Origin of the sequence: Actinomyces provencensis, from assembly GCF_900155435.1 — a bacterium.
In the GTDB taxonomy this organism is placed as follows: domain Bacteria; phylum Actinomycetota; class Actinomycetes; order Actinomycetales; family Actinomycetaceae; genus Pauljensenia; species Pauljensenia provencensis.
Genome location: NZ_LT700212.1, coordinates 178,429 through 200,595 on the forward strand (window position 1 = coordinate 178,429; position 22,167 = coordinate 200,595).

The 22,167-nt window shown below is 70.3% G+C and carries 16 protein-coding genes; 9 read left to right on the top strand and 7 right to left on the bottom strand.

Features of this window, described 5'->3' with window-relative positions:
• The first annotated feature begins 342 nt into the window (after positions 1–342).
• Positions 343–2,352, top strand: a complete 2,010-nt coding sequence (locus BQ9890_RS00765) for a M13 family metallopeptidase (RefSeq protein ID WP_075888590.1) — start codon at positions 343–345, stop codon at positions 2,350–2,352.
• Positions 2,353–2,531: 179 nt separating this feature from the next.
• Here the strand turns inward: BQ9890_RS00765 and BQ9890_RS00770 are convergent, their stop codons facing one another.
• A complete protein-coding gene (locus BQ9890_RS00770; RefSeq protein ID WP_326844901.1) occupies positions 2,532–3,068 on the bottom strand; it encodes an IS110 family transposase in 537 nt (178 codons plus the stop codon).
• Between the two features lie 72 nt (positions 3,069–3,140).
• Complete coding sequence (locus tag BQ9890_RS15075; protein WP_143226188.1) at positions 3,141–3,392, bottom strand: hypothetical protein; 252 nt, start codon at positions 3,390–3,392, stop codon at positions 3,141–3,143.
• Positions 3,393–3,551: 159 nt separating this feature from the next.
• Between BQ9890_RS15075 and pepN the strand changes: the two genes are divergently transcribed.
• On the top strand, positions 3,552–6,137 hold the full coding sequence (gene pepN / locus BQ9890_RS00775) for an aminopeptidase N (RefSeq protein ID WP_075888594.1): 2,586 nt from the start codon (positions 3,552–3,554) through the stop codon (positions 6,135–6,137).
• Between the two features lie 532 nt (positions 6,138–6,669).
• Here the strand turns inward: pepN and BQ9890_RS00785 are convergent.
• Entirely contained in the window at positions 6,670–7,299 is a 630-nt protein-coding gene (locus BQ9890_RS00785; RefSeq protein ID WP_075888598.1) for a GNAT family N-acetyltransferase, read from the bottom strand.
• Between the two features lie 139 nt (positions 7,300–7,438).
• A complete protein-coding gene (locus tag BQ9890_RS00790) occupies positions 7,439–8,869 on the bottom strand; it encodes a PTS transporter subunit EIIC (protein WP_078062501.1) in 1,431 nt (476 codons plus the stop codon).
• Positions 8,870–9,265: 396 nt separating this feature from the next.
• Here BQ9890_RS00790 and BQ9890_RS00795 point away from each other — a divergent pair, with 396 nt between their 5' ends.
• Together BQ9890_RS00795 and BQ9890_RS00800 are read left to right on the top strand one after the other, a co-directional pair.
• On the top strand, positions 9,266–9,496 hold the full coding sequence (locus tag BQ9890_RS00795) for a PTS sugar transporter subunit IIB (protein WP_075888602.1): 231 nt from the start codon (positions 9,266–9,268) through the stop codon (positions 9,494–9,496).
• Entirely contained in the window at positions 9,493–9,951 is a 459-nt protein-coding gene (locus BQ9890_RS00800; protein WP_075888604.1) for a PTS sugar transporter subunit IIA, read from the top strand. The genes BQ9890_RS00795 and BQ9890_RS00800 overlap by 4 nt, the downstream gene beginning before the upstream one ends.
• A gap of 29 nt (positions 9,952–9,980) precedes the next feature.
• Here the strand turns inward: BQ9890_RS00800 and malQ are convergent, their stop codons facing one another.
• On the bottom strand, positions 9,981–12,164 hold the full coding sequence (gene malQ, locus BQ9890_RS00805) for a 4-alpha-glucanotransferase (RefSeq protein WP_230297754.1): 2,184 nt from the start codon (positions 12,162–12,164) through the stop codon (positions 9,981–9,983).
• 143 nt (positions 12,165–12,307) lie between these two features.
• On the opposite strand from malQ, the gene BQ9890_RS00810 reads away from it, so the two are divergent.
• A complete protein-coding gene (locus BQ9890_RS00810; protein WP_075892491.1) occupies positions 12,308–13,288 on the top strand; it encodes an acyl-CoA thioesterase in 981 nt (326 codons plus the stop codon).
• A gap of 20 nt (positions 13,289–13,308) precedes the next feature.
• Here BQ9890_RS00810 and BQ9890_RS00815 read toward each other — a convergent pair whose 3' ends face one another.
• Positions 13,309–13,668, bottom strand: coding sequence for an MGMT family protein (locus BQ9890_RS00815; RefSeq protein WP_075888608.1), 360 nt, complete (start codon positions 13,666–13,668; stop codon positions 13,309–13,311).
• 177 nt (positions 13,669–13,845) lie between these two features.
• Here BQ9890_RS00815 and BQ9890_RS00820 point away from each other — a divergent pair, with 177 nt between their 5' ends.
• The gene (locus tag BQ9890_RS00820) at positions 13,846–15,024 is read left to right on the top strand and encodes a cation:proton antiporter (protein WP_075892493.1); all 1,179 of its coding nucleotides are present in this window, start codon (positions 13,846–13,848) and stop codon (positions 15,022–15,024) included.
• Between the two features lie 228 nt (positions 15,025–15,252).
• Here the strand turns inward: BQ9890_RS00820 and ettA are convergent, their stop codons facing one another.
• Complete coding sequence (ettA, locus tag BQ9890_RS00825) at positions 15,253–16,935, bottom strand: energy-dependent translational throttle protein EttA (protein ID WP_075888610.1); 1,683 nt, start codon at positions 16,933–16,935, stop codon at positions 15,253–15,255.
• A 617-nt stretch (positions 16,936–17,552) separates the two neighbouring features.
• On the opposite strand from ettA, the gene BQ9890_RS00830 reads away from it, so the two are divergent.
• The 3 genes from BQ9890_RS00830 (at position 17,553) to BQ9890_RS00840 (ending at position 22,133) form a co-directional block, all read left to right on the top strand.
• Complete coding sequence (locus tag BQ9890_RS00830) at positions 17,553–18,548, top strand: biotin--[acetyl-CoA-carboxylase] ligase (protein ID WP_195907599.1); 996 nt, start codon at positions 17,553–17,555, stop codon at positions 18,546–18,548.
• A gap of 145 nt (positions 18,549–18,693) precedes the next feature.
• Entirely contained in the window at positions 18,694–20,556 is a 1,863-nt protein-coding gene (locus BQ9890_RS00835; protein WP_075888612.1) for an ATP-binding protein, read from the top strand.
• Positions 20,553–22,133 carry an acyl-CoA carboxylase subunit beta gene (locus BQ9890_RS00840; RefSeq protein WP_078062132.1) on the top strand — a complete coding sequence of 527 codons (1,581 nt, stop codon included), beginning with the start codon at positions 20,553–20,555 and terminating at the stop codon, positions 22,131–22,133. The genes BQ9890_RS00835 and BQ9890_RS00840 overlap by 4 nt, the downstream gene beginning before the upstream one ends.
• Positions 22,134–22,167: the final 34 nt, after the last annotated feature.

The following is a 22,167-nucleotide window of genomic DNA, read 5'->3' on the forward strand; positions in this document are numbered from 1 at the left end:
GCCGTCCAGTATCGACCAGATCCACACCGGCGTCGAAGTGCTGCCGGACACGTGTCGAGGAGCTTCGCGACATGGGCTCTTGGGGAGCGCCCGGGAGACAGCACCTCGGACACAGCTCGGGGCCCGCCGTCTCCGGCGGGCCCCGAGCATCCCATCAACACAGTTCGAGTCGGAACACCCTCAGGTGAACACTCCCATGACTCGTCACCGAGACTATGGAACGTCCTTTGGAGCATCCTTGGATACGGCTGGGAATCTTCTGGGAACCCCGATCACCCGGCTCTGCGTCGCCCTCGTCGATCTCCTGGGCACACAACGGGACCCAGCGCCTAGGCTGGCGCCATGACAGAGAAGACCCTCGCCCACGTCCTGGAACCCGCGCTCATGGACACCTCCGTGCGCGCCCAGGACGACTACTTCCGACACATCAACGGCACTTGGCTCAAGGAACACCGCATTCCCGCCGACCGCCCCATCGACGGAGCGTTCTACGCCCTGCGGGACCTCTCCGAGGAGCGCGGGCGCGCCATCGTCGACGATGCCGCGGCGGGCGCGATCGACGACCCGGATGCCTCCCGCATCGCCACGATCTACGGCCAGTTCATGGACGAGGACGGCATCGAGGCCCAGGGCGCGGCTCCCCTGATCCCGGAGTTCGACGCCATCGGGGCCGCCTCCAGCGCCGACGAGCTGGCGGCCGTCGGTGGACGCCTCATGCGTTCCTCGGTCTCGCTCTTCTTCGCGCCCTACGTCAACAACGACATCAACGACACGACCCGCTACATCACCTACCTGACGCAGGCGGGGCTCGGCCTGCCCGACGAGTCCTACTACCGTGAGGACAAGTACGCCGACACGCGCGCCGCCTACGTCGCCCACGTCGGGCGCGCACTGACCCTGGCGGGCGTCGTCGACGGGCCCGACGCTGCCGCGGCCGCCCGCAAGGTCATGGACTTCGAGACCCAGTTGGCCTCCCACCACTGGGACTCCGTGAAGAACCGCGACCCGCAGCTGGCCAACAACCCGCGAACCTGGGCGGAGGTCGCCTCCCAGAACCCCGGCTTCGCGTGGGACGCCTGGGCCCGAGAGCTCGGCCTGGACCCCCGGACACTGGACACCCTCAATGTCGACCAGCCCGACTTCCTGGCCGCGGGTGCTGCCCTGTGGGCCGGCACCGACCTGGACGTGCTCAAGCTGTGGCTGCTGCGCAAGGTGGTCGACGCACGGTCCCCCCTGCTGTCGCGGGCCTTCGTCGAGGAGAACTTCGACTTCTACTCCCGCACCCTGGCCGGGACCGAGGAGCTGCGCCCCCGTTGGAAGCGAGGCCTCGGCCTGGTCGAGGGCACCCTCGGAGAGGCGCTGGGACGCCTCTACGTGGCCCGTCACTTCCCCCCCGCCTACAAGGAGCGCATGGAGGACCTCGTGGGGCGCCTGCTGGAGGCCTACCGGGTCTCCATCAAGGGTCTGGACTGGATGGGTGAGGCCACCAAGGCACGCGCCCTGGACAAGCTCTCCACCTTCAACCCGAAGATCGCCTACCCCCCGAAGTGGCGCGACTACTCCGGGCTCGAGCTCTCGCCCGAGGCGACGCTGGTCGACAACGTCCGCGCTGCCGAGGCCTTCGAACTGGACTGGGAGCTGGGCAAGCTCACCCGCCCGGTGGACCGCGACGAGTGGCTGATGACCCCCCAGACGGTCAACGCCTACTACAACCCGACGATGAACGAGATCGTCTTCCCCGCCGCCATCCTCCAGCCCCCCTTCTTCGACCCCGAGGCGGACGACGCCGTCAACTTCGGCGCCATCGGTGCCGTCATCGGTCACGAGATCGGACACGGGTTCGACGACCAGGGCAGCCAGTTCGACCAGGACGGGAACCTGCACAACTGGTGGACGGACTCGGACCGCACGGAGTTCGAGGCGCGCACCAAGGCGCTGATCGCCCAGTACGACGCCTTCACCCCACTGGCACTGGCGGGGCGCCCCGAGAACTACCACGTCAACGGTGCGCTGACGATCGGGGAGAACATCGGTGACCTGGGTGGTCTGACGATCGCGTGGAAGGCGTGGGTGGCCTCCCTGGCGGACCGCGGGATCGACAAGGCCACCGATGCGCCCGTCATCGACGGGCTCACCGGCCCCCAGCGCTTCTTCGCCGCCTGGGCGAGGGCGTGGAGGTCCAAGTCGCGCGACGAGTTCGCCATCCAGTTGCTGGCCATCGACCCGCACTCCCCCTCGGAGTTCCGCTGCAACGGGGTGCTGCGCAACCTGGATGCCTTCGCCGACACCTACGACGTGAAGCCCGGGGACGCCATGTGGCTGGACCCGACCCAGCGGGTGCGCATCTGGTGAAGTCCGCTCACTTCTGACCTCGAAGTCCGCTCTGTTCTGACCTCGAAGTCCGCTCTCCTGCAATGCTCCTCGCGTGGAGGGCGGTCTTCGAGCCTTCGGCAGAGCGGACCTCACGGTGGGAACTGAGCGGACCTCACGGTGGGAACAGAGCGGACTTCACGGTCCGAACAGAGCGGACTTCACGGTNCCATGAGTTCACGGCGCACGTCATCACGAGCACGCACCAGGTCCCGGGCGGACTCCTCCTCCACGGTGGGGACACGCACTCCCACCACTTGGCCCGCCGCGAGCATCTGGGCCAGGTGGAGGGCATCACGACGGTCCGTCTTGATGCGGTCTCCACTGGCACGCAACAGTTTCGAGGGGGCCGCCACCACACACTCAATGCCCTCCCCCTCCAGGGTCCGTGCCAGGTGGAAACCGGTCGGCCCGGCCTCATAGGCCACCCGCACCCCCCGGGCGTCACCCACACGCGCAATGAAGTCGAGGACCTCCCCGTCCCCACCCCCCAACGCAGCCTCCCGGATCACACCCGAGAGGGGATCAATCGCTGCTGCTCGAACACTGCGAGCGTGAACATCCAACCCAATACACGTAGCATCTGACAACACCTGGGGCCTCCCCTGAATCGCATGTCGGCACCCCCACCCACGGGCGAGGGCGATCCACGAAACCGTGGCACTGCACCCCAACCAGGGCACTGAACCACGTTGCACAGGGAAGGCCCCAGGCCACAAGACCCAACCTCAGACCACCCCCACCCCCATATCGTCTTCGACACAGGGGGGTCAGCCGGACTGGGAGCCCTGGTCCACGCTGCGGGGATCCGCCGGTACCGGCGGCAGCTGCGAGGTCGTCGGGTCGGGTACAGGCGTGAGTGCCACGTGGGGGCGCTGGTCCGCCGGACGCTCGTCCACGGAGCACCCGACCAGTGCCGCCAGGGCGAGCACGCCGGCGATCACGGCTGCGGCCGCCCTCGTCCCTGCGCCGACCCGGGCCCCCACCGAGCTCGCTCGCGACCCCGCGTCCCCGTGCGACAACCCGGGCCCCCTCCCTGCACGCCCCGTGCGGGCGCGACCTGCGCCCATGCTAGGGCACGTCATGTGTGCGTTCGCGGCGGGCCCGTGGGAGGATGTGGAGTTGGGCGTGCCCTCGCGGGCGCGCGATGTCCCATCCCGCAACCCAGAAAGGTCGTGCCCATGCCGGGTCTGAACCTCACCCGCGACGAGGCCGCTCAGCGCGCCGAGGTCGTCTCCGTCTCCCACTACGACGTGGATCTGGACCTGACCGGGGGTGACCGGGACTTCCGTTCCCGCACCACGATCACCTTCGACGCGACCGAGGGCGCCTCCACCTTCGTCGACCTGGTGTCGAACTACATCAACTCCATCACCCTGAACGGCGAGCCCGTCGACACCTCCGCCCACCAGGACTCCCGCATCACGTTGTCCGGACTGGCGGCCCACAACACCCTGGTCGTGGACGCGAAGTGCCAGTACATGCACACCGGCGAGGGACTGCACCGCTTCGTGGACCCGGCCGACGGCCAGGCCTACTGCTACTCCCAGTTCGAGGTGCCCGACGCCCGTCGCGTCTACGCCACCTTCGAGCAGCCCGACCTCAAGGCCACCTTCACCTTCACGGTCACCGTGCCCGAGGGCTGGACCGTGTTCTCCAACGCCCCCACCCCCGAGCCCGAGAAGGGCGAGGAGGGCTGGCGCTACGCATTCCCGGAGACGGAGCGGATCTCCACCTACATCACCGCCATCGTCGCCGGGCCCTACCAGGGGGTCACCGACTCGCTGACCTCCTCCGACGGGCGCGAGATCCCGCTGGGCGTGTGGTGCCGCGCCTCCCTCCTGGAGCACCTGGACGCCGGGGCGATCATCGACACGACCCGCAAGGGCTTCGCCTTCTACGAGGAGCGCTACGACATCCCCTACCCCTTCACCAAGTACGACCAGATCTTCGTGCCCGAGTACAACGCCGGCGCCATGGAGAACGCGGGCTGCGTGACCTTCCGCGACCAGTACATCTTCCGCACCCGCCCGACCTCGGCCCAGCTGGAGACGCGCGCCAACACGATCCTCCACGAGCTCGCCCACATGTGGTTCGGCGACCTGGTCACCATGGAGTGGTGGAACGACCTGTGGCTGAACGAGTCCTTCGCCGAGTTCATGTCCCACCTCGCCCTCGCCGAGGGCACCGAGTGGACCGATGCGTGGATCGGCTTCCTGCTGCGCAAGGACTGGGGCCTGCGCCAGGACCAGATGCCCACGACCCACCCCATCAAGGCCGAGATCCGTGACCTGGCCGACGTCGAGGTCAACTTCGACGGCATCACCTACGCCAAGGGCGCCTCCGTGCTGCGCCAGCTGGTCAGCTACGTGGGACGCGAGCAGTTCTTCACCGGCCTGCATGAGTACCTCACGGCCCACTCCTACGCCAATGCCACCCTCGACGACCTGCTCGGCGAGCTGGAGAAGGCCTCCGGACGCGACCTCGCCCGCTGGTCGAAGGTCTGGTTGGAGGAGGCCGGCGTCACCCTGCTGCGCCCGACCATCGAGGTCGGTGAGGACGGACGCATCACGCGCCTGGCCGTGGAGCAGTCCCCCTTCACCCCCGGCTCCTCCCTGCGTCCTCACCGCCTCGCCGTGGCCGGGTACTCACTCCCCGCCAGCACGGGCGAGGGCGGGGCGGCCGACGAGGGCGACTCCGTCGTGCGGGTCTTCCGCGAGGAACTCGACGTGGACGGCGCGAGCACCGACGTCCCCTCCGCCGTCGGGATCCAGCGCCCCGACCTGATCCTGGTCAATGACGGCGACCTGGCCTACGCCAAGGTCCGCCTCGACCCGGAGTCGCTCGCCTTCGCGACGGCGAACATCACGAAGTTCTCCGACTCCCTGACCCGCAACATCATCCTGGGCTGCGCATGGGACATGGTGCGCGACGCCGAGATGGCACCGCGGGAGTTCCTCGACCTGGCCATCGCGGCCCTGCCCGAGGAACGCAACATGTCGATGCTGCAGCTCAGCCTGCGCCACATCGACGAGACGGTCCGCAGCTACGTCTCCCCGGCCGCCCGGCCCGAGGCGCAGGTCTCGGTCGGTGACCGTCTGCTCCTGCTGGCACGCGCGGCCGCTGCCGGCTCCGACCAGCAGCAGATGCTGGTGCGCGCCGCCGCCCGCAACGCGGTCACGCCCGAGCAGTTCGCCGCGGTCCGGGCCCTGTTCGACGGTTCCGACACGCTCGAGGGCCTGGACATGGACGTCGACCTGCGCTGGGACCTCCTCATCGCGCTCGTGCGCGGGGGCGTCGCCGACGAGGCCGACATCGTGGTCCAGGAGGCCACCGACCAGACGATGACCGGCAGGCAGAACGCTGCTGCCGCCCGTGCCGCGCGTCCCGACGCCGCGGTCAAGGCGGCCGTGTGGGAGTCGATCCTGCGCGACCAGTCGATCGCGAACGACACCCGTTGGGCGATGGTCTCGGGCTTCTGGACCCAGGCCCACACCACCCCGGAGCTCTACGTTCCCTTCGTCGCGGACTACTTCGCCTCGCTGGAGCAGGTGTGGGCGGACAACACCTTCCACACGGCGGAGGACCTGGTGACCCTCATGTTCCCCCAGGCCCTCGCCGGCTACGTGGAGGGCGTGGACCTGGTCGCGGACGGGCAGGCCTGGATCGACGCCCACCCGGAGGCCTCCGCAGCACTCGTGCGCATCCTGCGTGAGCGGATCTCGGTGGTGGAGCGCATGCTCTCCGCCCAGGCCGCCGACGCCTGAGACGGAGGACCGGGCGACAGCTCCCGGGTCGGAACTGAGGGGGGGCGGGCACCACACGGTGCCCGCCCCCCTCTCCGTGCCCCCGCGCCGGGAAGGCCCGGCTGTCCTCCGCCTCCCCACGCCGGGAGGACCCGGGCGACGCCAGAATGGTGGGAGGGTGGACGGGTGCGGGTGCGCGGGTGCCCGGGTGGTGTCAGCCCCGGGCGGCGAGCTTGGTCGCGATGCGCTCCTGGAGGTGCTGACGCACGTCCGGCCACTCGGTCGCCGTGATGGAGAACATCGCCGTGTCCCGGGGGCGCCCTGCCTCACCATCGGCGAGTGAGGGCTGCCAGTTGCGCAGGATGCCCTCGNGGCGACAGCCCCCGGGTCGGAACTGAGGGGGGGCGGGCACCACACGGTGCCCGCCCCCCTCTCCGTGCCCCCGCGCCGGGAAGGCCCGGCTGTCCTCCGCCTCCCCACGCCGGGAGGACCCGGGCGACGCCAGAATGGTGGGAGGGTGGACGGGTGCGGGTGCGCGGGTGCCCGGGTGGTGTCAGCCCCGGGCGGCGAGCTTGGTCGCGATGCGCTCCTGGAGGTGCTGACGCACGTCCGGCCACTCGGTCGCCGTGATGGAGAACATCGCCGTGTCCCGGGGGCGCCCTGCCTCACCATCGGCGAGTGAGGGCTGCCAGTTGCGCAGGATGCCCTCGAAACGCGCCCCGACGGCCCTGATCCCGGCCCGTGCCGCGGAGTTGCGCACATCGGTCTTGATGTCGACGCGCACCACCTGCCAGTCCTCGAATGCGTGGCTGAGCAGCAGCATCTTGGAGGCGGAGTTGACGGCCGTCCCACGCATGTCGGGGGCCAGCCAGGAGCTGCCGACCTCGACGGCCAGCAGGCGCCCGTCCGGCCAGGTGCGCGGCGTCAGGAAGGCGGTGTGGCCCAGGACCCGGCCCGTGGCGACCTCGACCTGGGCGAAGGGCAGGTAGGCGCCGCCGGCCTGGCGCTCGAGGTTGTGGTGCACGTAGTCCTCCACCCCCTCCGGGGTGGGGACGGTGGCGAGCGACGGGGTTGCCCGGGCACCCTCGGCCGCCCTCTCGAGGCCCGGGACGTGGTCGGTGGCGAGTGGCTCCAGGCGGACGAGGGCGCCGTCGAGCACTTTGGGGACGAACTGTTCGGACATGGGACACAGCGTATGCCAGCCCACGAGGTGCCCGGAGCACGCCCCACCGGGCCCGGGACGTGCGCCGCATGCTGGCGGGGACTCGCCCGGGAGGGGTGGGAGGCGTGCCCCGGGACGGGTGGGAGGCGTGCCCCGGAGTTCAGTCCTGGTCGATGAGGGGCGGGATGTCGTCCCCCTCGTCGGCAGCGTGTCGGGGTGCCCCCGCAGCACCGGGGGCAGCACCGGGATCCGTACCCGGTGCCGCACCCGTCCCGCCGGTCGCGGTCGTCGAGCCCTGTGCTCCGCCCGACTCTTCGGCCGCTGCGGCCTTCCCGGTGCGGGCCTGGGCCGCGGCCTGACCGGCGGCGAAGGCATCCGCGCTTTCCTCCACCTCACGCCCGGGGGTGGCGAAGTGGAACCTGACGATGAGGAAACGGAACAGGAAGTAGTAGACGGCCATGAAGACCAGTCCGACCAGGATGATCGTCACCGGTCCCCTCAGCCAGCCTCCCGAGTAGTCGGCCGACTTCGTCGCGTTGATCGCGAAGTCGGTGAAGCCGGCCGAGAAGTTGAAGCCCATCTTCGCCCCGAGGAAGTTGACCACCGCCAGGGACAGACCCGTGAGGACCGCGTGGATCGCGTAGAGCGGGAAGGCGACATAGGCGAAGGAGTACTCCAGGGGCTCGGTGATCCCGGTGAGGAACGCCGTGGCGGCAACCGAGACCATGAGTGCGGTCGTGGCCTTCTTCCGCTCCGGGAATGCCGTGTGGGCGAAGGCGAGGGCGGCACCGACCAGGCCGAACATCATGATCGGGAAGAACCCGGTCATGTAGGAACCGGTCCAGCCGGAGGTCTCCGGCGTCCCGTTGAGGAAGCAGGTGAGGTCGCCGTGGAGTGTCTGGTCCGGGTTCTGCGAGGAGGTGCACGTCCCCAGCTGGAACCAGGGGATCGAGTTGAGCAGGTGGTGCAGGCCGAAGGGGACGAGGAGACGATTGGCCGTGCCGAAGACGAACCCACCGAAGACATTGTTGCCCTCGGCCATGAGGAACCCACCGAGCTTCTCGTTGATGAGCCAGTTGAACGCCGGGTAGAGGAACCCCATGACGATCGCCAGGGCCGTGGCGTAGACGGAGACGACCATGGGCACGAAGCGTCTGCCACCGAAGAACGCCAGGACGTCGGGGAGCTTCTGGCGGTAGTGCTTCTCCCAGGACTTCGCGGCGATGATGCCGATGAGGATGCCCCCGAGGACCCCGTAGTTGATGGTCTTGGGATCCCCCGCACCGGTCCACTGCGCCATGACGTTGAGGACCCCTGCGAAGACCAGGTACCCGAAGAGCCCCGCGATGCCCGTGGACCCGTCGGAGCGCTTCGCCATGCCGATGGCGACACCGACGGCGAAGATGATCGGGAGGTTGTCGAAGACCGCACCACCGGCGGCGCTGAGGACCTGGGAGACGGGGTCGAGCCAGGTGCCCACGTGGGCGGCGAGACCGGAGACCGTCCCGTCCTCGTTGACACGCCCGAGCATGTCCGGCTGCCCGAAGCGCAGCAGCAGTCCGGCTGCCGGCAGGGTGGCGATGGGGAGCATCAGGGAACGACCCAGCCGCTGTGCCCACGAGAAGGCCGCCGATCGCCTCTTCTTCTGTGTCGCGTTCTGTCGCGCCACGGGAGCCTCTCTCCTGCGGCCGCACCACCAGCTGCGGGGGCCGCATCTGTGTATGGGATCGCCCGCCGACCTCCGGGAGCAGAGGTACCCGCATGGCGTGGCTGTGACGTGCACAACCCCTGTGCATCACAGCCCGATTCTCCTACAGGACTTGCACGAAGGCAATGCTCCCGTCACTCCCCACTGCCCCCCGCCACACTCCTGCGGAGGCGCTCCCGCACACCTCTCCGGCCCACGACCGGAGACCCCGGTCCGCGTGCTAGCCTCGCCTCATCACCGCCCGAATGGGACGGCGGTCACATCTGCGAGGAGCACATCATGAGCCAGGCGGAAACGATCCTCAAGGCGCTGGGCGGCTGGGACAACATCGACGACATCGAGGCCTGCATCACGCGCATCCGCGTCGACGTCGAGGACGACTCCCTGGTCGACGACTCGGCCCTCAAGGAGGCCGGGGCATTCGGCGTCGTCAAGGTCGGCAACTCCATCCAGGTGGTGATGGGCCCCCAGGCCGACACCATCGTCTCCGACATCGAAGACCTCAGGTGACCTTCGAGGTCCTCGCGCCCGTCACGGGCAGGGTCGCGGCCATGGAGGACGTGGCCGACCCGGTCTTCTCACAGGGTCTGGTCGGTCCCGGGATCGCCCTCGTGCCCGACGAGGACGGCCCCCAGGACGCCGTCGCGCCCATTGCCGGGCGCATCCTCAAGCTGCACCCCCACGCCTTCGTCATCGTCAGCGAGTCCGGTCCCGGCGTGCTCGTCCACCTCGGCCTCGACACGGTCGGGCTGGACGGCGAGGGCTTCACCCTGCTGCACGCCGAGAACGACACCGTCGACGCGGGGGAACCGGTCATCACCTGGGATCCCGCCGCCGTCCGTGCGCACGGCCTGGACACCGTCGTCCCGGTCGTCGTCATGAACCTCGACAACCCACGCATCACGGTCCGGACCGCCGTCGGGGAGCGCACCGCGAGGGGCCGGGCACTGCTCGACGTCAGCTGAACACCCACCACTGACGAGGGCGCCCCCGCTCAGCGCACGTCCTGCTCCATGATGTCCAGCAGCGCGTCGAAGCGCACGTCCCCGGGCAGGTCCTCCTCGTGGACCTCGGAGCCCTCCGCATCGCACAGGGGCACGCACCAGTTCGGGTACTCGCGGTTGGTGCCGGGCAGGTTCTGGGGCCTGCGGTCCCCCACCGCGTCCACCAGCGAGGCGGCCACCAGGCGGGAGGGCGTGCGCGCGACATAGCGGTGCAGTGCCTCGACCACCTCCCGGACCGAGGGGTCCGAGGTGGTGAGCAGGCCGTACTCCCGCAGCCGGGCCATCATCTGCTCCAGCTCGACACGGTCGGCACCGCGCACCGTCTCGACGTCCTCCACCAGCAGCCCCAGCCGGTCGCGCAGGGTCGTCTGGATGCCTTCGAGGTACCCGGCCGTGGGGGGCAGGTCGTGGGTGTTGACGGTGGCCAGGACCTCGCGCCTGTACTGCTCCGCCCGCAGCGGCCACCCCGAGGGCTCCTTCTCGAACCAGAGCACCGAGGTCCCCAGGATCCCGCGGGAGGAGAGGTAGTCCCGCACCCAGGGCTCCACCGTCCCCAGGTCCTCCCCGATGACGACGGCGCCGGCACGCTGTGCCTCCAGGAGCAGCACACCCACCATCGCCTCGTGGTCGAACTGCACGTAGACACCCTGCGAGGCCTCGGCACCAGCCGGGATCCACCACAAGCGGAACAGGCCCAGGATGTGGTCCACCCGCACCGCGCCCGCGTGGGCGAGGACTGCGCGCAGCATGTCGCGCAACGGCCGGTAGGCACTGCGCTCCAGGGCACGCGGCGACCACGGTGGCTGCGACCAGTCCTGGCCCTGCTGGGAGTACATGTCAGGCGGAGCGCCCACCGTCATGCCGCGTGCGAACATGTCCGGCTCGGACCAGGTCTCCGACCCGTGCGGGTGCACACCCACCGCCAGGTCCGCCATGACGCCGATGCCCATGCCCTGGCGGGTGGAGACCCTGTGGGCCTCCTCCAGCTGTTCGTCGGCCACCCACTGGCACCAGGTCCAGAAGTCGATGCGTCCCGCCAGGTCGATACGGGCCTGGTCGACGCGCGCACTGCCCGCGCACGACAGGTCCTCAGGCAGCATGAGGTCCTCATTGCGCTCGACCAGCGCGCACCACAGGGAGAAGTTCGCGAGGTCCTCCCCGCCCTCCCGGGTGAAGGTGCGCAGGGCGGCCTCACGGTGGTAGCTGCGCGGGACGTCGTGGATGACCTCGAGTGCCTTGCGCTTGGCCTCCCACACCCGGTCCCGGTCGATGAGTGAACCGCCCTCGTCCATACCCACGGCGGCGAGCCTGAGCTCCTCGACCTTGCCCCGCAACCTCTCCGGGAGGCCCGCGTACTCGGGGATGGCCTGGGGGCGGACGTAGACGGGGTTCACCCAGCGCCTGGTGACCGGCAGGTAGGGGGAGGGTTCCATGGGCGCCACCGGGGAGGAGGCGTGCACGGGGTTGATGAGCAGGAAGTCCGCCCCACGGTCCGCGCACACGGCCGCGAGGTCCGCCAGGTCCAGGGCGTCGCCGATGCCCCAGGAGGCGCGGGAGCGCACCGAGTAGGCCTGGGCGGAGACACCCCAGTGCCGTTTCCCGTCCGCGAGTGCGGGGGGTTCCAACCTGTCGGGGACGATGACGAGGGCACCCGAGTGCACGGCCCCGCCCTCGATCGTCACCACCAGGCGGTGCCAGCCCAGCGGCAGGTCGTCGGGCACCTCGAAGGTGGCCCGGCCCACGGGACGGCCGTCGATGGTGCGGGGCGGGACGTAGCGGTCCAGTTGTGCCAGGTCGCCGCGGCCGCCGCCCTCCAGCACGTAGGAGACGGTGACCCAGGAGCCGTCGGGGACGTGGACGGGGATCTCGCGTGTGGAGCCCCGGCGCACGACCGTGCAGGGGGGAACGGTCGTCCTCCAGGGAGCTTCCTCCGTGGCCGTCATGGCGCTCCGGAGGTCGTCGACGTCGGAGTCCGGGCCGACCGGCAGCCCGAGCGCGCCCAGCACGCGCAGCAGTGAGGGGCCCGAGGCCTCCCTCCAGGTGCCGTACCAGTCCCAGGTGCCGGTGGCCACGCCATTGGCGTCCGCCAGGCGTCGCAGCAGGTCCATGTCGCTCACAGCAGGTGCCGAGGCGTCCACCGTGCCCCCTTCATCAGGTTTCGCTGGTTCCCTCATCCTACGGGCGGCCACCTCCTGGGTCAGCAGGTCGGTCGGTGCATTCCGACACGTGTGGCCACACCCTCCCCCGGGTGGTCAACCCGGCGTCCACCGCGCCCGTCACGTACCACATCGGTGGGCAGTGCCTGCACAATGGGCCCATGACCCGACCGCTCGACATCCTCCTCACGAGTGAGGAACCCGTTGCCTCCGTCCTCCGGATCCTCCAGTTGCAGGAGACCGGGGACGACTCCTTCCTCGCCCGTTCACTCCCCCAGATCCGTCGTGTCTACGGCGGACAGGTCATCGCCCAGGCCCTCCTCGCGGCCTCCGCTACCCTCGAGGACGCCGAGAGGCTCCCCCACTCCCTGCACGCCTACTTCCTGCGTGGTGGGGATCCTGAGATGTCCTTCGACCTGGACGTCGAACGTCTGCGTGACGGGCGGTCCTTCTCGAGTCGCCGCATCACCTGTCGGCAGGACGAACGGGAGATCCTCGCCATGGTCTGCTCCTTCCAGCGTCCCGAGGACGGACTGGCCTTCGAGGTCCCGGCCCCCGAGGTTCCGGGACCGGAGCACCTGCGGTCCGCCCTCGAGATCTTCCGCGCGATGGACCATCCCGTCGGCCGCTTCCTGGGCAGGACGACTGCCTTCGACGTCCGCCACGTCCAGGACGCCCTCTACACGCGCGCCGACCGCACACCCTCCAACCGCCAGCAGCTGTGGATGGCCCCCCGCAGCCCGATCCCGGCAGCCACCCCCCAACCCGTGCACCGCGCCCTGCTCGCCTACGTCATCGACCAGGTGATGTTCGAGCCGGCCATGCGGGCCACCGGACTGTCATGGATGACGCCGGGCATGTCGGCCGCCTCCCTGGACCACGCCATGTGGTTCCACCGCGACGTCGACGTCAACGAGTGGTTGCTCTTCGACGGCACCTGCTCGGCGGTCAACAACGGACGTGTGCTCACCACCGCCCGGGTCTTCACACGCGAGGGCCGACTGGTCGCCGAGGCGACGCAGCAGGGCATGCTGCGCGTCCCCCTGGAGGGACACGAGGGCTCGGGACGCTGGGGCTTCGGGGCGGAGGACTCCACCGTCCAGGCCGCTGCCCGGGAGATCGACGCCGAGCTGGGGGCCTGAGGCCGCGCCCGGTCGGGTCCTCAGGCCACGGGAGGGGACGGCTCCGGAGGCAGGTCCGCGGTGGCCGCCCGGTACGCCTCGCGCAGGTCCGCGGGGTCCATGCGATGGTGGACGAGGGCGGCCCGACCCTCCTCGCCCGGCAGGGCGACCCCCTCCTCGACCCAGTGTGCACGCGCCCGCACGAGGAGGTGGCCGGGGAGCGCACCCCGGGCGCTGACCACGCGCCACCACGCGACTCCCCCACCCCAGAGCGCCATGACGGCGCCCACCTGACGCGGCCCCGTTCCGACCAGCGTCGCGATGTCGCCGTAGGTCACCAGGCGGGAGGCCGGCACGCACTCCACGGCCCTCAGGACACGCTCGACGAGGACGTCGTCCACGTCTCCCACCTCCCTCCCGAACCGGCCTCCCGCGCGCCAGCGCGCGTCCGGGTGCGTCGCCGTCCGTTCCTCGAGCGTCCCGACGGTGGGCGGTCGCCTGAAGGGTCGTCCCCCCCGGGAGGACCATACTGGATGCGTCCCGTGGGACGACACAGGCGGAAGGGGACGGGGCACGTCATGAATGCCGCACTCGGGGACCTGTTCATCATCTTCTGCGCGGCGGCCGTCTCCGCCGTCGTCACGCGGTTCGTGCCCCGCCAGTTCCTCCCCGACGGCGTGGTCCTCATCGCCTTCGGGTCCGTGGTCGGGCCGTTCGCGTTGGACTGGATCACCCCCGGTGAGTCGATCACCATCATGGGGAACATCGGGACCGGACTGATGTTCCTGCTGGCCGGGTACGAGATCGAGCCGCGCAACCACTTCGGTCCCCGCGGCCGGCGCGCGGCCCTGCTCTGGCTCGTCTGCCTGGGTCTCGCCCTCCTGCTGGGGCAGGCCCTCAGCGTGTTCAGCAACTCCACCGGGGCCACCGCCACCGCCATTGCGCTGGTCGCCACTGCGCTGGGCACCGTGACACCCATGTTGAAGTCGCGAGGACTGGGGGCCGGCACCCGTCTGGGCGATGCCGTCCTGCGTCACGGCACGGCGGGACAGATGGGCGCCCCCGTCGCACTGGCCGTGCTCCTCGGGGTGCGCGGCAGCCTGGCCTCCTCGCTGGTCCTCCTCGCCTTCCTCTGCCTCGTCGCCGTGCTCTTCACCGTGCCCGACCTGATCCGCAGGCGGATGGGGTGGTTGGTGGAGGCGATCCGGGAGGGGTCGCGTTCCAGCACGCAGACCGACGTGCGCCTCGTCATGGTGGTGCTGCTCGGGCTCCTCCTGCTCACCGGGGCACTCGGCCTGGACTCGATCATGGCTGCCTTCCTCGCGGGTGTCGTCGTCCGCGAGGCGTTCCCCGACGAGCACTCCGACCTCGCCGTCCAGCTGCACGCAGTGGCGTTCGGGATCTTCATCCCCGTGTTCCTGGTCCTGGCGGGCATGAACATCGACCTGGCTGGCCTGGCCCGCAGCCCCTGGATCGCCCTCGCCTTCCTGGGGGCGAACCTGGTGGTCCGGGTCCTCCCCGTGGCGCTGTACTCGTGGCGGGTCGACGGGTTCGCACCTGCCGAGGCGGCCCAGATCGGCCTGTACACGGGAATCGGGCTGGGCCTGGTGGCAGCGGTGACCCAGGCTGCGGTCCAGGCCGGGGCCATGACGGCCACGGACCGTTCCGCCCTGGTGGCCACCGCCTGCATCGTCGTCGTCCTCCACGGCGCACTGGCCCGCGCCCTCGCGCGCCGGGTGCAGACCCGGGTTGCCTGACCCCGCAGGTCAGCGGCGTCCCCGTGCCGGGGCGTGCCCGGGACACGATGCCCACCCGCACTCCGGCCCGACACGACCACGCCCCCGTGTGGCGGAGCGTGGTGGGCTCGGTGTGCCTCGGCGTGTCCCCGACGCCCGGACGCCCAGGGGCGGCACACCGGTGGTGTGCCGCCCCTGGGCGTCCTCCGGTCCACTGCGTCGGGCGGCGGACCGCCGGGATGTCGCCTCTCAGCTGCGTGTGAGCTTGCGGTGGGTGACGCGGTGCGGGGTCGCGGCGTCGATGCCCAGGCGCTGGACCTTGTTCTTCTCGTAGGCCTCGAAGTTGCCCTCGAACCAGTACCACTGCGCGGGGTCCTCGTCCGTCCCCTCCCAGGCCAGGATGTGCGTGGCCACGCGGTCCAGGAACCAGCGGTCGTGGGTGACGACGACGGCGCAGCCGGGGAACTGGAGCAGGGCGTTCTCCAGTGAGCCCAGCGTCTCCACGTCCAGGTCGTTCGTGGGCTCGTCCAGCAGGAGCAGGTTCCCGCCTTGCTTGAGGGTGAGGGCGAGGTTCAGCCTGTTGCGCTCCCCACCGGAGAGGACCCCGGCCGGCTTCTGCTGGTCGGGTCCCTTGAAACCGAAGGCGGAGACGTAGGCGCGCGAGGGCATCTCGACGTTGCCGACCTGGATGAAGTCCAGCCCGTCGGAGACGACCTCCCACAGGGACTTGTCGGGGTCGATGCCGGCGCGGTTCTGGTCGACGTAGGAGATCTTCACCGTCTCACCGATGGTGAGCTCGCCACCGTCCAGGGGTTCGAGGCCGACGATCGTCTTGAACAACGTCGTCTTGCCGACACCGTTGGGACCGATGACCCCGACGATGCCGTTGCGCGGCAGCGTGAAGGACAGGCCGTCGATGAGGGTGCGGTCGCCGAAGCCCTTCCGGAGGCCCTTCGCCTCCAGGACGATGGAGCCCAGACGTGGCCCCGGCGGGATCTGGATCTCGTCGAAGTCGAGCTTGCGGGTGCGCTCGGCCTCGGCGGCCATCTCCTCGTAGCGCTCCAGGCGTGCCTTGGACTTCGCCTGACGGCCCTTCGGGTTGGACCGCACCCAGTCCAGCTCCTCCTTGAGGCGCTTGGCGAGCTTGGCGTCCTTCTGGCCCTGGATCTGGAGGCGTTTCTCCTTGGTCTCGAGGTAGGTCGAGTAGTTGCCCTCGTAGGGGTAGAGGCGCCCGCGGTCGACCTCGGCGATCCACCCGGCCACGTGGTCGAGGAAGTAGCGGTCGTGGGTGACCGCGATGACGGCACCGGCGTAGGAGTGCAGGTGCTTCTCCAGCCACTCCACCGACTCGGCGTCGAGGTGGTTGGTGGGCTCGTCCAGCAGGAGCAGGTCGGGGGCCTCGATGAGCAGACGGCACAGCGCCACGCGGCGACGCTCACCACCGGAGAGGACGGAGACGGGCTGGTCGGCCGGTGGACAGCGCAGGGCGTCCATCGCCTGTTCGAGCTGGGAGTCGATGTCCCAGGCACCGAGGGCGTCGATCTCCGTCTGGAGGCGCCCCATCTCCTCCATGAGCGCATCGAAGTCGGCGTCCGGGTCTGCCATCTCCTCGGAGATCCGGTTGAAGCGGTCGAGCTTCCCGAAGGTGTCCGAGGCACCGAGGCGGACGTTCTCGATGACGGTCTTCGTGTCGTCGAGCCTGGGCTCCTGTTCCAGGATGCCCACGGTGTAGCCGGGCGAGAGACGTGCCTCTCCGTTGGAGGGTTCGTCCAGGCCCGCCATGATCTTGAGGATCGAGGACTTGCCGGCGCCGTTGGGCCCGACCATGCCGATCTTGGCTCCCGGCAGGAAGGACATGCTGACGTCGTCGAGGATGACCTTGTCGCCGTGGGCCTTGCGGGCCCGGCTCATTTGGTAGATGTACTCAGCCACGGTTCTCCGTATCCGTCTCGAGGGGACCTGGTAGGGGCGGGTCCGGGCGCACGCCGCGCAGGGGACCCGGCATCGCGACAATGCTAGGCCACTGCCGCGGGCCCAGCCATCCGCCCCGGGCGAACGTGTGGACGCCCACTCACGCGGGGCGCACGTCGCACACCGTGGACGGGAGGACTGCCGGGGGACGACGCGCCGGGTGCCACATCGTGGGCACCATGACGCAGATCACTCGGAACCCCTGCCCGCCTGTCCCGTGACACCTGCAGGAGCGTTCCGCGCGGCGCGACACGGGTCTTCGTGATCAATCCGTGACCTGCACGGTTCCGCCCGTCCGGCCGCGTCCCGGGCGATGTCTTCGCAGACCGGAGCGGTGCGGACCGTCCGGGGCGAGCGGTGGGTCCACGGGCGCGACACGGTGACATGCCCTGCGCTGGATGCGCCGTCCGGGGTGCCGACGCTGGTTATACTCCGAGGAACTGCTGCAAGTCGTGAACCTGTCCGACCGCCCGACGCCCGCCGGGACGGCCCCGACGGAACCGGGACGGACCCGCCCGCCGGACACCCCACGTGACCCGCGGGCCACCGATCAGAAGGAAGGAGGAGGGACCTCAGGCATGCACACTACTTCAAACTTTGAACGAATGGACGGACGGGCCTCGTCCACCCCCGCCTCCCACGCCCCGGGACGCGATCCGGCGGGAAGGACCGGCTCCGCGTCCGAGGCGCTCGTCGCCGCCTCCCACGTCCCCCTCCTCGTCCATGTCGCCGCCGCCGAGTCCACCAATGAGCTGGCCCGCGACCTGCACCGGGACGCCCGCATCGACACGCCCCACCAGACACTGGTCGTCGCCGACCACCAGACCGCCGGCCGTGGACGCCTCGGGAGGCACTGGGAGTCCCCGGCGGGACGTTCCCTCACGGCATCGGTCCTGCTGCGCGTACCCGCGACGCCCGGGCTGCGCAGCGCCCTGCCCTGGTTCGCCCTCGCCGCCGCACTGGCTGCCCGCGACGCCGTGGCACGCCGTCTCACGCCCCTGGGCCGTGCCGTGGGGGTCAAGTGGCCCAACGACGTCGTCGTCGACGGCACCCGGAAAGTGGCGGGCCTCCTCGCGGAGCTCCTCGAACCCACGGGGACCGACCTGTGGATGGTCATCGGACTGGGTGTCAACGTCGCCATGACCTCGGCCGAACGCCCCACCCCCGTCGCGACGTCCCTCTCCCTGGAAGGGGACGAGGACGCCGGAAACGACCCGGCCCGGGTCGTCGACTCACTCCTGTGCGACTGGGTCGACGCCCTGGCCGTGCGGGCCGAGGCCCTCGTGGACCATGACGGCGACGCCGTGGCGGCAGGGGTCCACGCGGAGATCAGCGAGTCCTGTGTGACGGTGGGCCGACAGGTGTCGGTGCGCAGGCCGGACGACGCCGGCAGGTCCACCCCGCGCAGCGCAGGGGTCGGCCGCGCCACCCCGGGCAGTCCACCGACCAGCCCGTCTCTCCTCACGGGGACCGCCACCGCAATCGGTCCCGACGGGGCGCTGCTCGTCCGACCACCCGGGGGTGCCACGGTCGCCGTGACCACCGGCGACGTGGAGATGGTCGCCCCCACCTGAGAGGCGCGCCGCGGAACGACAGCCCGGACCACGGCACCGGTCGGTCGGCCCCNCCGCACCGCCACCGCAGGCGTGGCTCCCGCCCCGCCCGCCCACCACCTTCCGTCCACCCGTCCATCCACCACCGTCTGAACGAGGTCACCACTTGCGCACCATCAACCGGATCCTGGTCGCCAACCGGGGCGAGATCGCCCTGCGGGTCGTCCGCACCGCGATCGACATGCAGATCGGGACCGTCGCGGTCTACGCCGACCAGGACATCGCAGCACCCTTCGCCCACGAGGCCGACGAGGCCTGGGGCCTCGACGGGACCACCGCGGAGGAGACCTACCTCAATGCCGAGGCCATCCTCACCGTCGCCTTCGAGACAGGTGCGGACGCCGTCCACCCCGGATACGGCTTCCTCTCCGAGAACGCCGACTTCGCCCGCGCCGTCGAGGACGCCGGCATCGCGTGGATCGGTCCCTCGGGGGACGTCATCGAGGCCCTGGGGGACAAGATCCGCGCCCGTCTGGTCGCCGAGTCCTGTGGTGTGCGACCCGTCCCCGGGGTGTCGGAGCCGGTGCGCTCGCGTGCGGCGGTCGAGGGCTTCGTCTCGGCCCACGGCTACCCCGTGGTCCTCAAGAGGGCCGACGGCGGCGGTGGGCGCGGCATCTCCGTGCTCCGCGACTCCGGCGACCTCGACCGTTTCTTCGCACGCCACACCGCGGGCGCCGACACCGGCAGCGGCACCGGGGAGGGACACGCGGACGGGGCACCCACCCGCCCGGCGGGCAACGCACCCCAGGAGGCCGCCGACGACCTCGGTCAGTACTTCGTGGAGCGCTTCGTCCAGGTCGCCCGCCACGTCGAGACCCAGTGCGCACGTGATGCCCTGGGGAACTTCCGCGTGGTCTCCACCCGTGACTGCTCCGTGCAGCGCCGCAACCAGAAGCTCATCGAGGAGGCCCCCGCCCCCTACCTGCCCGACGGGGTCCACGACCTGCTGGTCGACTCCTCGCGTCGCCTCTTCGAGGCGGTGGGCTATGTCGGGGTGGGGACGTGCGAGTTCCTCCTCGAACCCGACGGGTCGGTCTGGTTCCTCGAGGTCAACCCCCGTCTGCAGGTGGAGCACCCCGTCTCGGAGGAGGTCGCCGGAGTCGACCTCGTGCGCGAGCAGATCCGGATCGCGGAAGGCCTGCCGCTGTCCCCACCCGCACCGGAGCGCGGGCACTCCTTCGAGTTCCGGATCACCTGCGAGGACCCCGCCCAGGACCTCATGCCCGTGCCCGGTCGGGTCGAACGCGTCCGTTGGCCCTCGGGCCCCGGGGTGCGCCTCGAGCTCGGCCTCGCGGAGGGTGACGAGGTCCAGGGTTCCTTCGACTCCATGATCGCGAAGATCATCGTCTCCGGCTGCGACCGCGAGGAGGCCCTGGCCCGCTCGCGTCGCGCGCTCGGTGAGTTCGCCGTCGAGGGCGTGGCCACGCCCGTGCCCCTCTACCTCGACGTCCTCGGCGATCCTGCCTTCATCGGTGCCGACGGCTTCACGGTCTCCACCAAGTGGCTCGAGGAGTCCTTCCTCCCGTCCCACGACTACTCCCCGGAGGAGGGTGCCACCCCGGGCGCCGTCCCCGTGGCACCGACACCGCGCCAGACCTACGTCATCGAGCTGGACGGCCGGCGCATGACCCTGACCGTGCCCAGTGGGCTGCTCGCCCCAGGCATGCAGACCCGCCCCGCCCAGCCCCTGCGTTCCCAGCGCCAGGAGCGCACCCCGTCCGGACCGCGCGAGTCAGTGCGCGGAGACGGCACGCTGACGTCCCCCATGCAGGGCATCGTCGTCCAGGTTCCCGTCGAGGTCGGGACGCGCGTCGACGAGGGCGACCTCGTGGCCGTCCTGGAGGCGATGAAGATGGAGAAGTACATCCAGGCACCCTTCCCCGGCACCGTCACCGAGGTCCTCTCCCCCCAGGGCACCAGCGTCTCCGCAGGCGACCCCTTGCTGCGCATCGAGAAGGAGCAGGCATGAGCACCGTCCCCCAGACCCTGGACACCACCGACACCCGCGACCGCGAGGACTACGCCGCCCTGTGCGCACAGGTCAGCGCCGAGGCGGAGGAGCACGCGGCGACTCGTCAGCACCCCAAGGGCAAGCTGACGGCGAAGGAGCGCATGGAGGTCTTCTTCGACGACGGCATCTGGACCGAGGTCGGCCAGTTCGTGGGCGGTGACGTCCGCCAGGGGCGCACGGGAGCGGCCGTGCACACCGGGTTCGGGAAGGTCCAGGGCCGCATGGTCGCGGTCTACGCCCAGGACTTCTCCAACCGTGGTGGCACCCTGGGGCGCGTCGAGGGCGACAAGATCATCGCCCTCTACGACACGGCCATCCGTCTGAGGATCCCCGTGGTCGGCATGCTCGACTCCGGGGGCGCACGCATCCAGGAAGGTGTGGTCGCCCTGTCCCAGTACGGCCGCATCTTCCGCAAGTCCTGCCAGGCCAGCGGACTCATCCCGCAGATCTCCCTGATCCTGGGGCCCTGCGCGGGCGGCGCCGTCTACTCCCCGGCCCTCACCGACTTCATCATCATGACGCGCGAGCACTCCCACATGTTCGTCACCGGACCCGATGTCGTGCGCGCCACCACCGGTGAGGAGGTGTCCTTCGAGGACCTCGGCGGTGCCGCGATGCACAACTTCCACTCCGGTGTGGCGCACTACCTGGCCGAGACCGAGCAGGAGGCCATCGACTACGTCCGTTCGCTCCTGGACTACCTGCCCTCCTCCTGTGACACCTCCGCGCCGCGCTACGACTACGAGGCCAATGCGCAGGACCTCGCGGCCTCCCAGGCGGTGGGCGACCTGGTGCCGACCTCGGCCCGGCGTCCCTACGACGTCGTCGAGGTGATCCAGCACCTCGTCGACCACGGGGAGTTCGTGGAGATCCAGCAGCTCTTCGCACCACGCATCGTCATCGGACTCGCCTGCCTGGAGGGACGCTCCGTCGGAGTGGTCGCCAACCAGCCGATGGTGGACGCGGGCACCCTGGACGTGGACGCCTCGGAGAAGGCCGCCCGCTTCGTGCGTTTCTGCGACGCCTTCGGCCTCCCCATCGTCACCCTCGTGGACGTCCCCGGCTACCGACCCGGGACCGAGCAGGAGCAGGCAGGCATCATCCGCCGCGGCGCCAAGCTCATCAGTGCCTACGCCAATGCCACCGTGCCCATGGTGACGGTGATCCTGCGCAAGGCCTACGGCGGCGCATTCATCGTCATGGGCTCGAAGTCCATCGGTGCGGACCTGGCCTTCGCCTGGCCCGACGCCGAGATCGCGGTCATGGGTGCCGAGGGCGCGGTCTCGATCATGCACCGCCGCGACCTCACCCGGACGGCCGAGGCGGGCGGGGACGTCGAGGCCGAGCGCGCACGCCTGGTGGAGGAGTACCGGGCCAACAGCGTGAACCCCGACCTCTCGGTGCGCACCGGGGAACTGGACGGCATCATCACCCCCTCGCACACGCGCCAGGTCCTCATCGACTCCCTGGAACTCCTGGACTCGAAGGACCAGACGTACCCCCACCTCAAGCGTCATGACAACGGGCCACTGTGAACGCCCGTCCCGAACTCCACGACCCCGACACCCT

Excerpts from the sequence above, each read along its gene's own strand:
- BQ9890_RS00765 (WP_075888590.1), top strand. The coding sequence starts at position 343 with ATGACAGAGAAGACCCTCGCCCACGTCCTGGAACCCGCGCTCATGGAC.
- pepN (WP_075888594.1), top strand. The coding sequence starts at position 3,552 with ATGCCGGGTCTGAACCTCACCCGCGACGAGGCCGCTCAGCGCGCCGAG.
- BQ9890_RS00785 (WP_075888598.1), bottom strand. The coding sequence starts at position 7,299 with ATGTCCGAACAGTTCGTCCCCAAAGTGCTCGACGGCGCCCTCGTCCGC.
- BQ9890_RS00790 (WP_078062501.1), bottom strand. The coding sequence starts at position 8,869 with ATGCTCCCCATCGCCACCCTGCCGGCAGCCGGACTGCTGCTGCGCTTC.
- BQ9890_RS00795 (WP_075888602.1), top strand. The coding sequence starts at position 9,266 with ATGAGCCAGGCGGAAACGATCCTCAAGGCGCTGGGCGGCTGGGACAAC.
- malQ (WP_230297754.1), bottom strand. The coding sequence starts at position 12,164 with ATGAGGGAACCAGCGAAACCTGATGAAGGGGGCACGGTGGACGCCTCG.
- BQ9890_RS00810 (WP_075892491.1), top strand. The coding sequence starts at position 12,308 with ATGACCCGACCGCTCGACATCCTCCTCACGAGTGAGGAACCCGTTGCC.
- BQ9890_RS00820 (WP_075892493.1), top strand. The coding sequence starts at position 13,846 with ATGAATGCCGCACTCGGGGACCTGTTCATCATCTTCTGCGCGGCGGCC.
- BQ9890_RS00830 (WP_195907599.1), top strand. The coding sequence starts at position 17,553 with ATGCACACTACTTCAAACTTTGAACGAATGGACGGACGGGCCTCGTCC.
- BQ9890_RS00840 (WP_078062132.1), top strand. The coding sequence starts at position 20,553 with ATGAGCACCGTCCCCCAGACCCTGGACACCACCGACACCCGCGACCGC.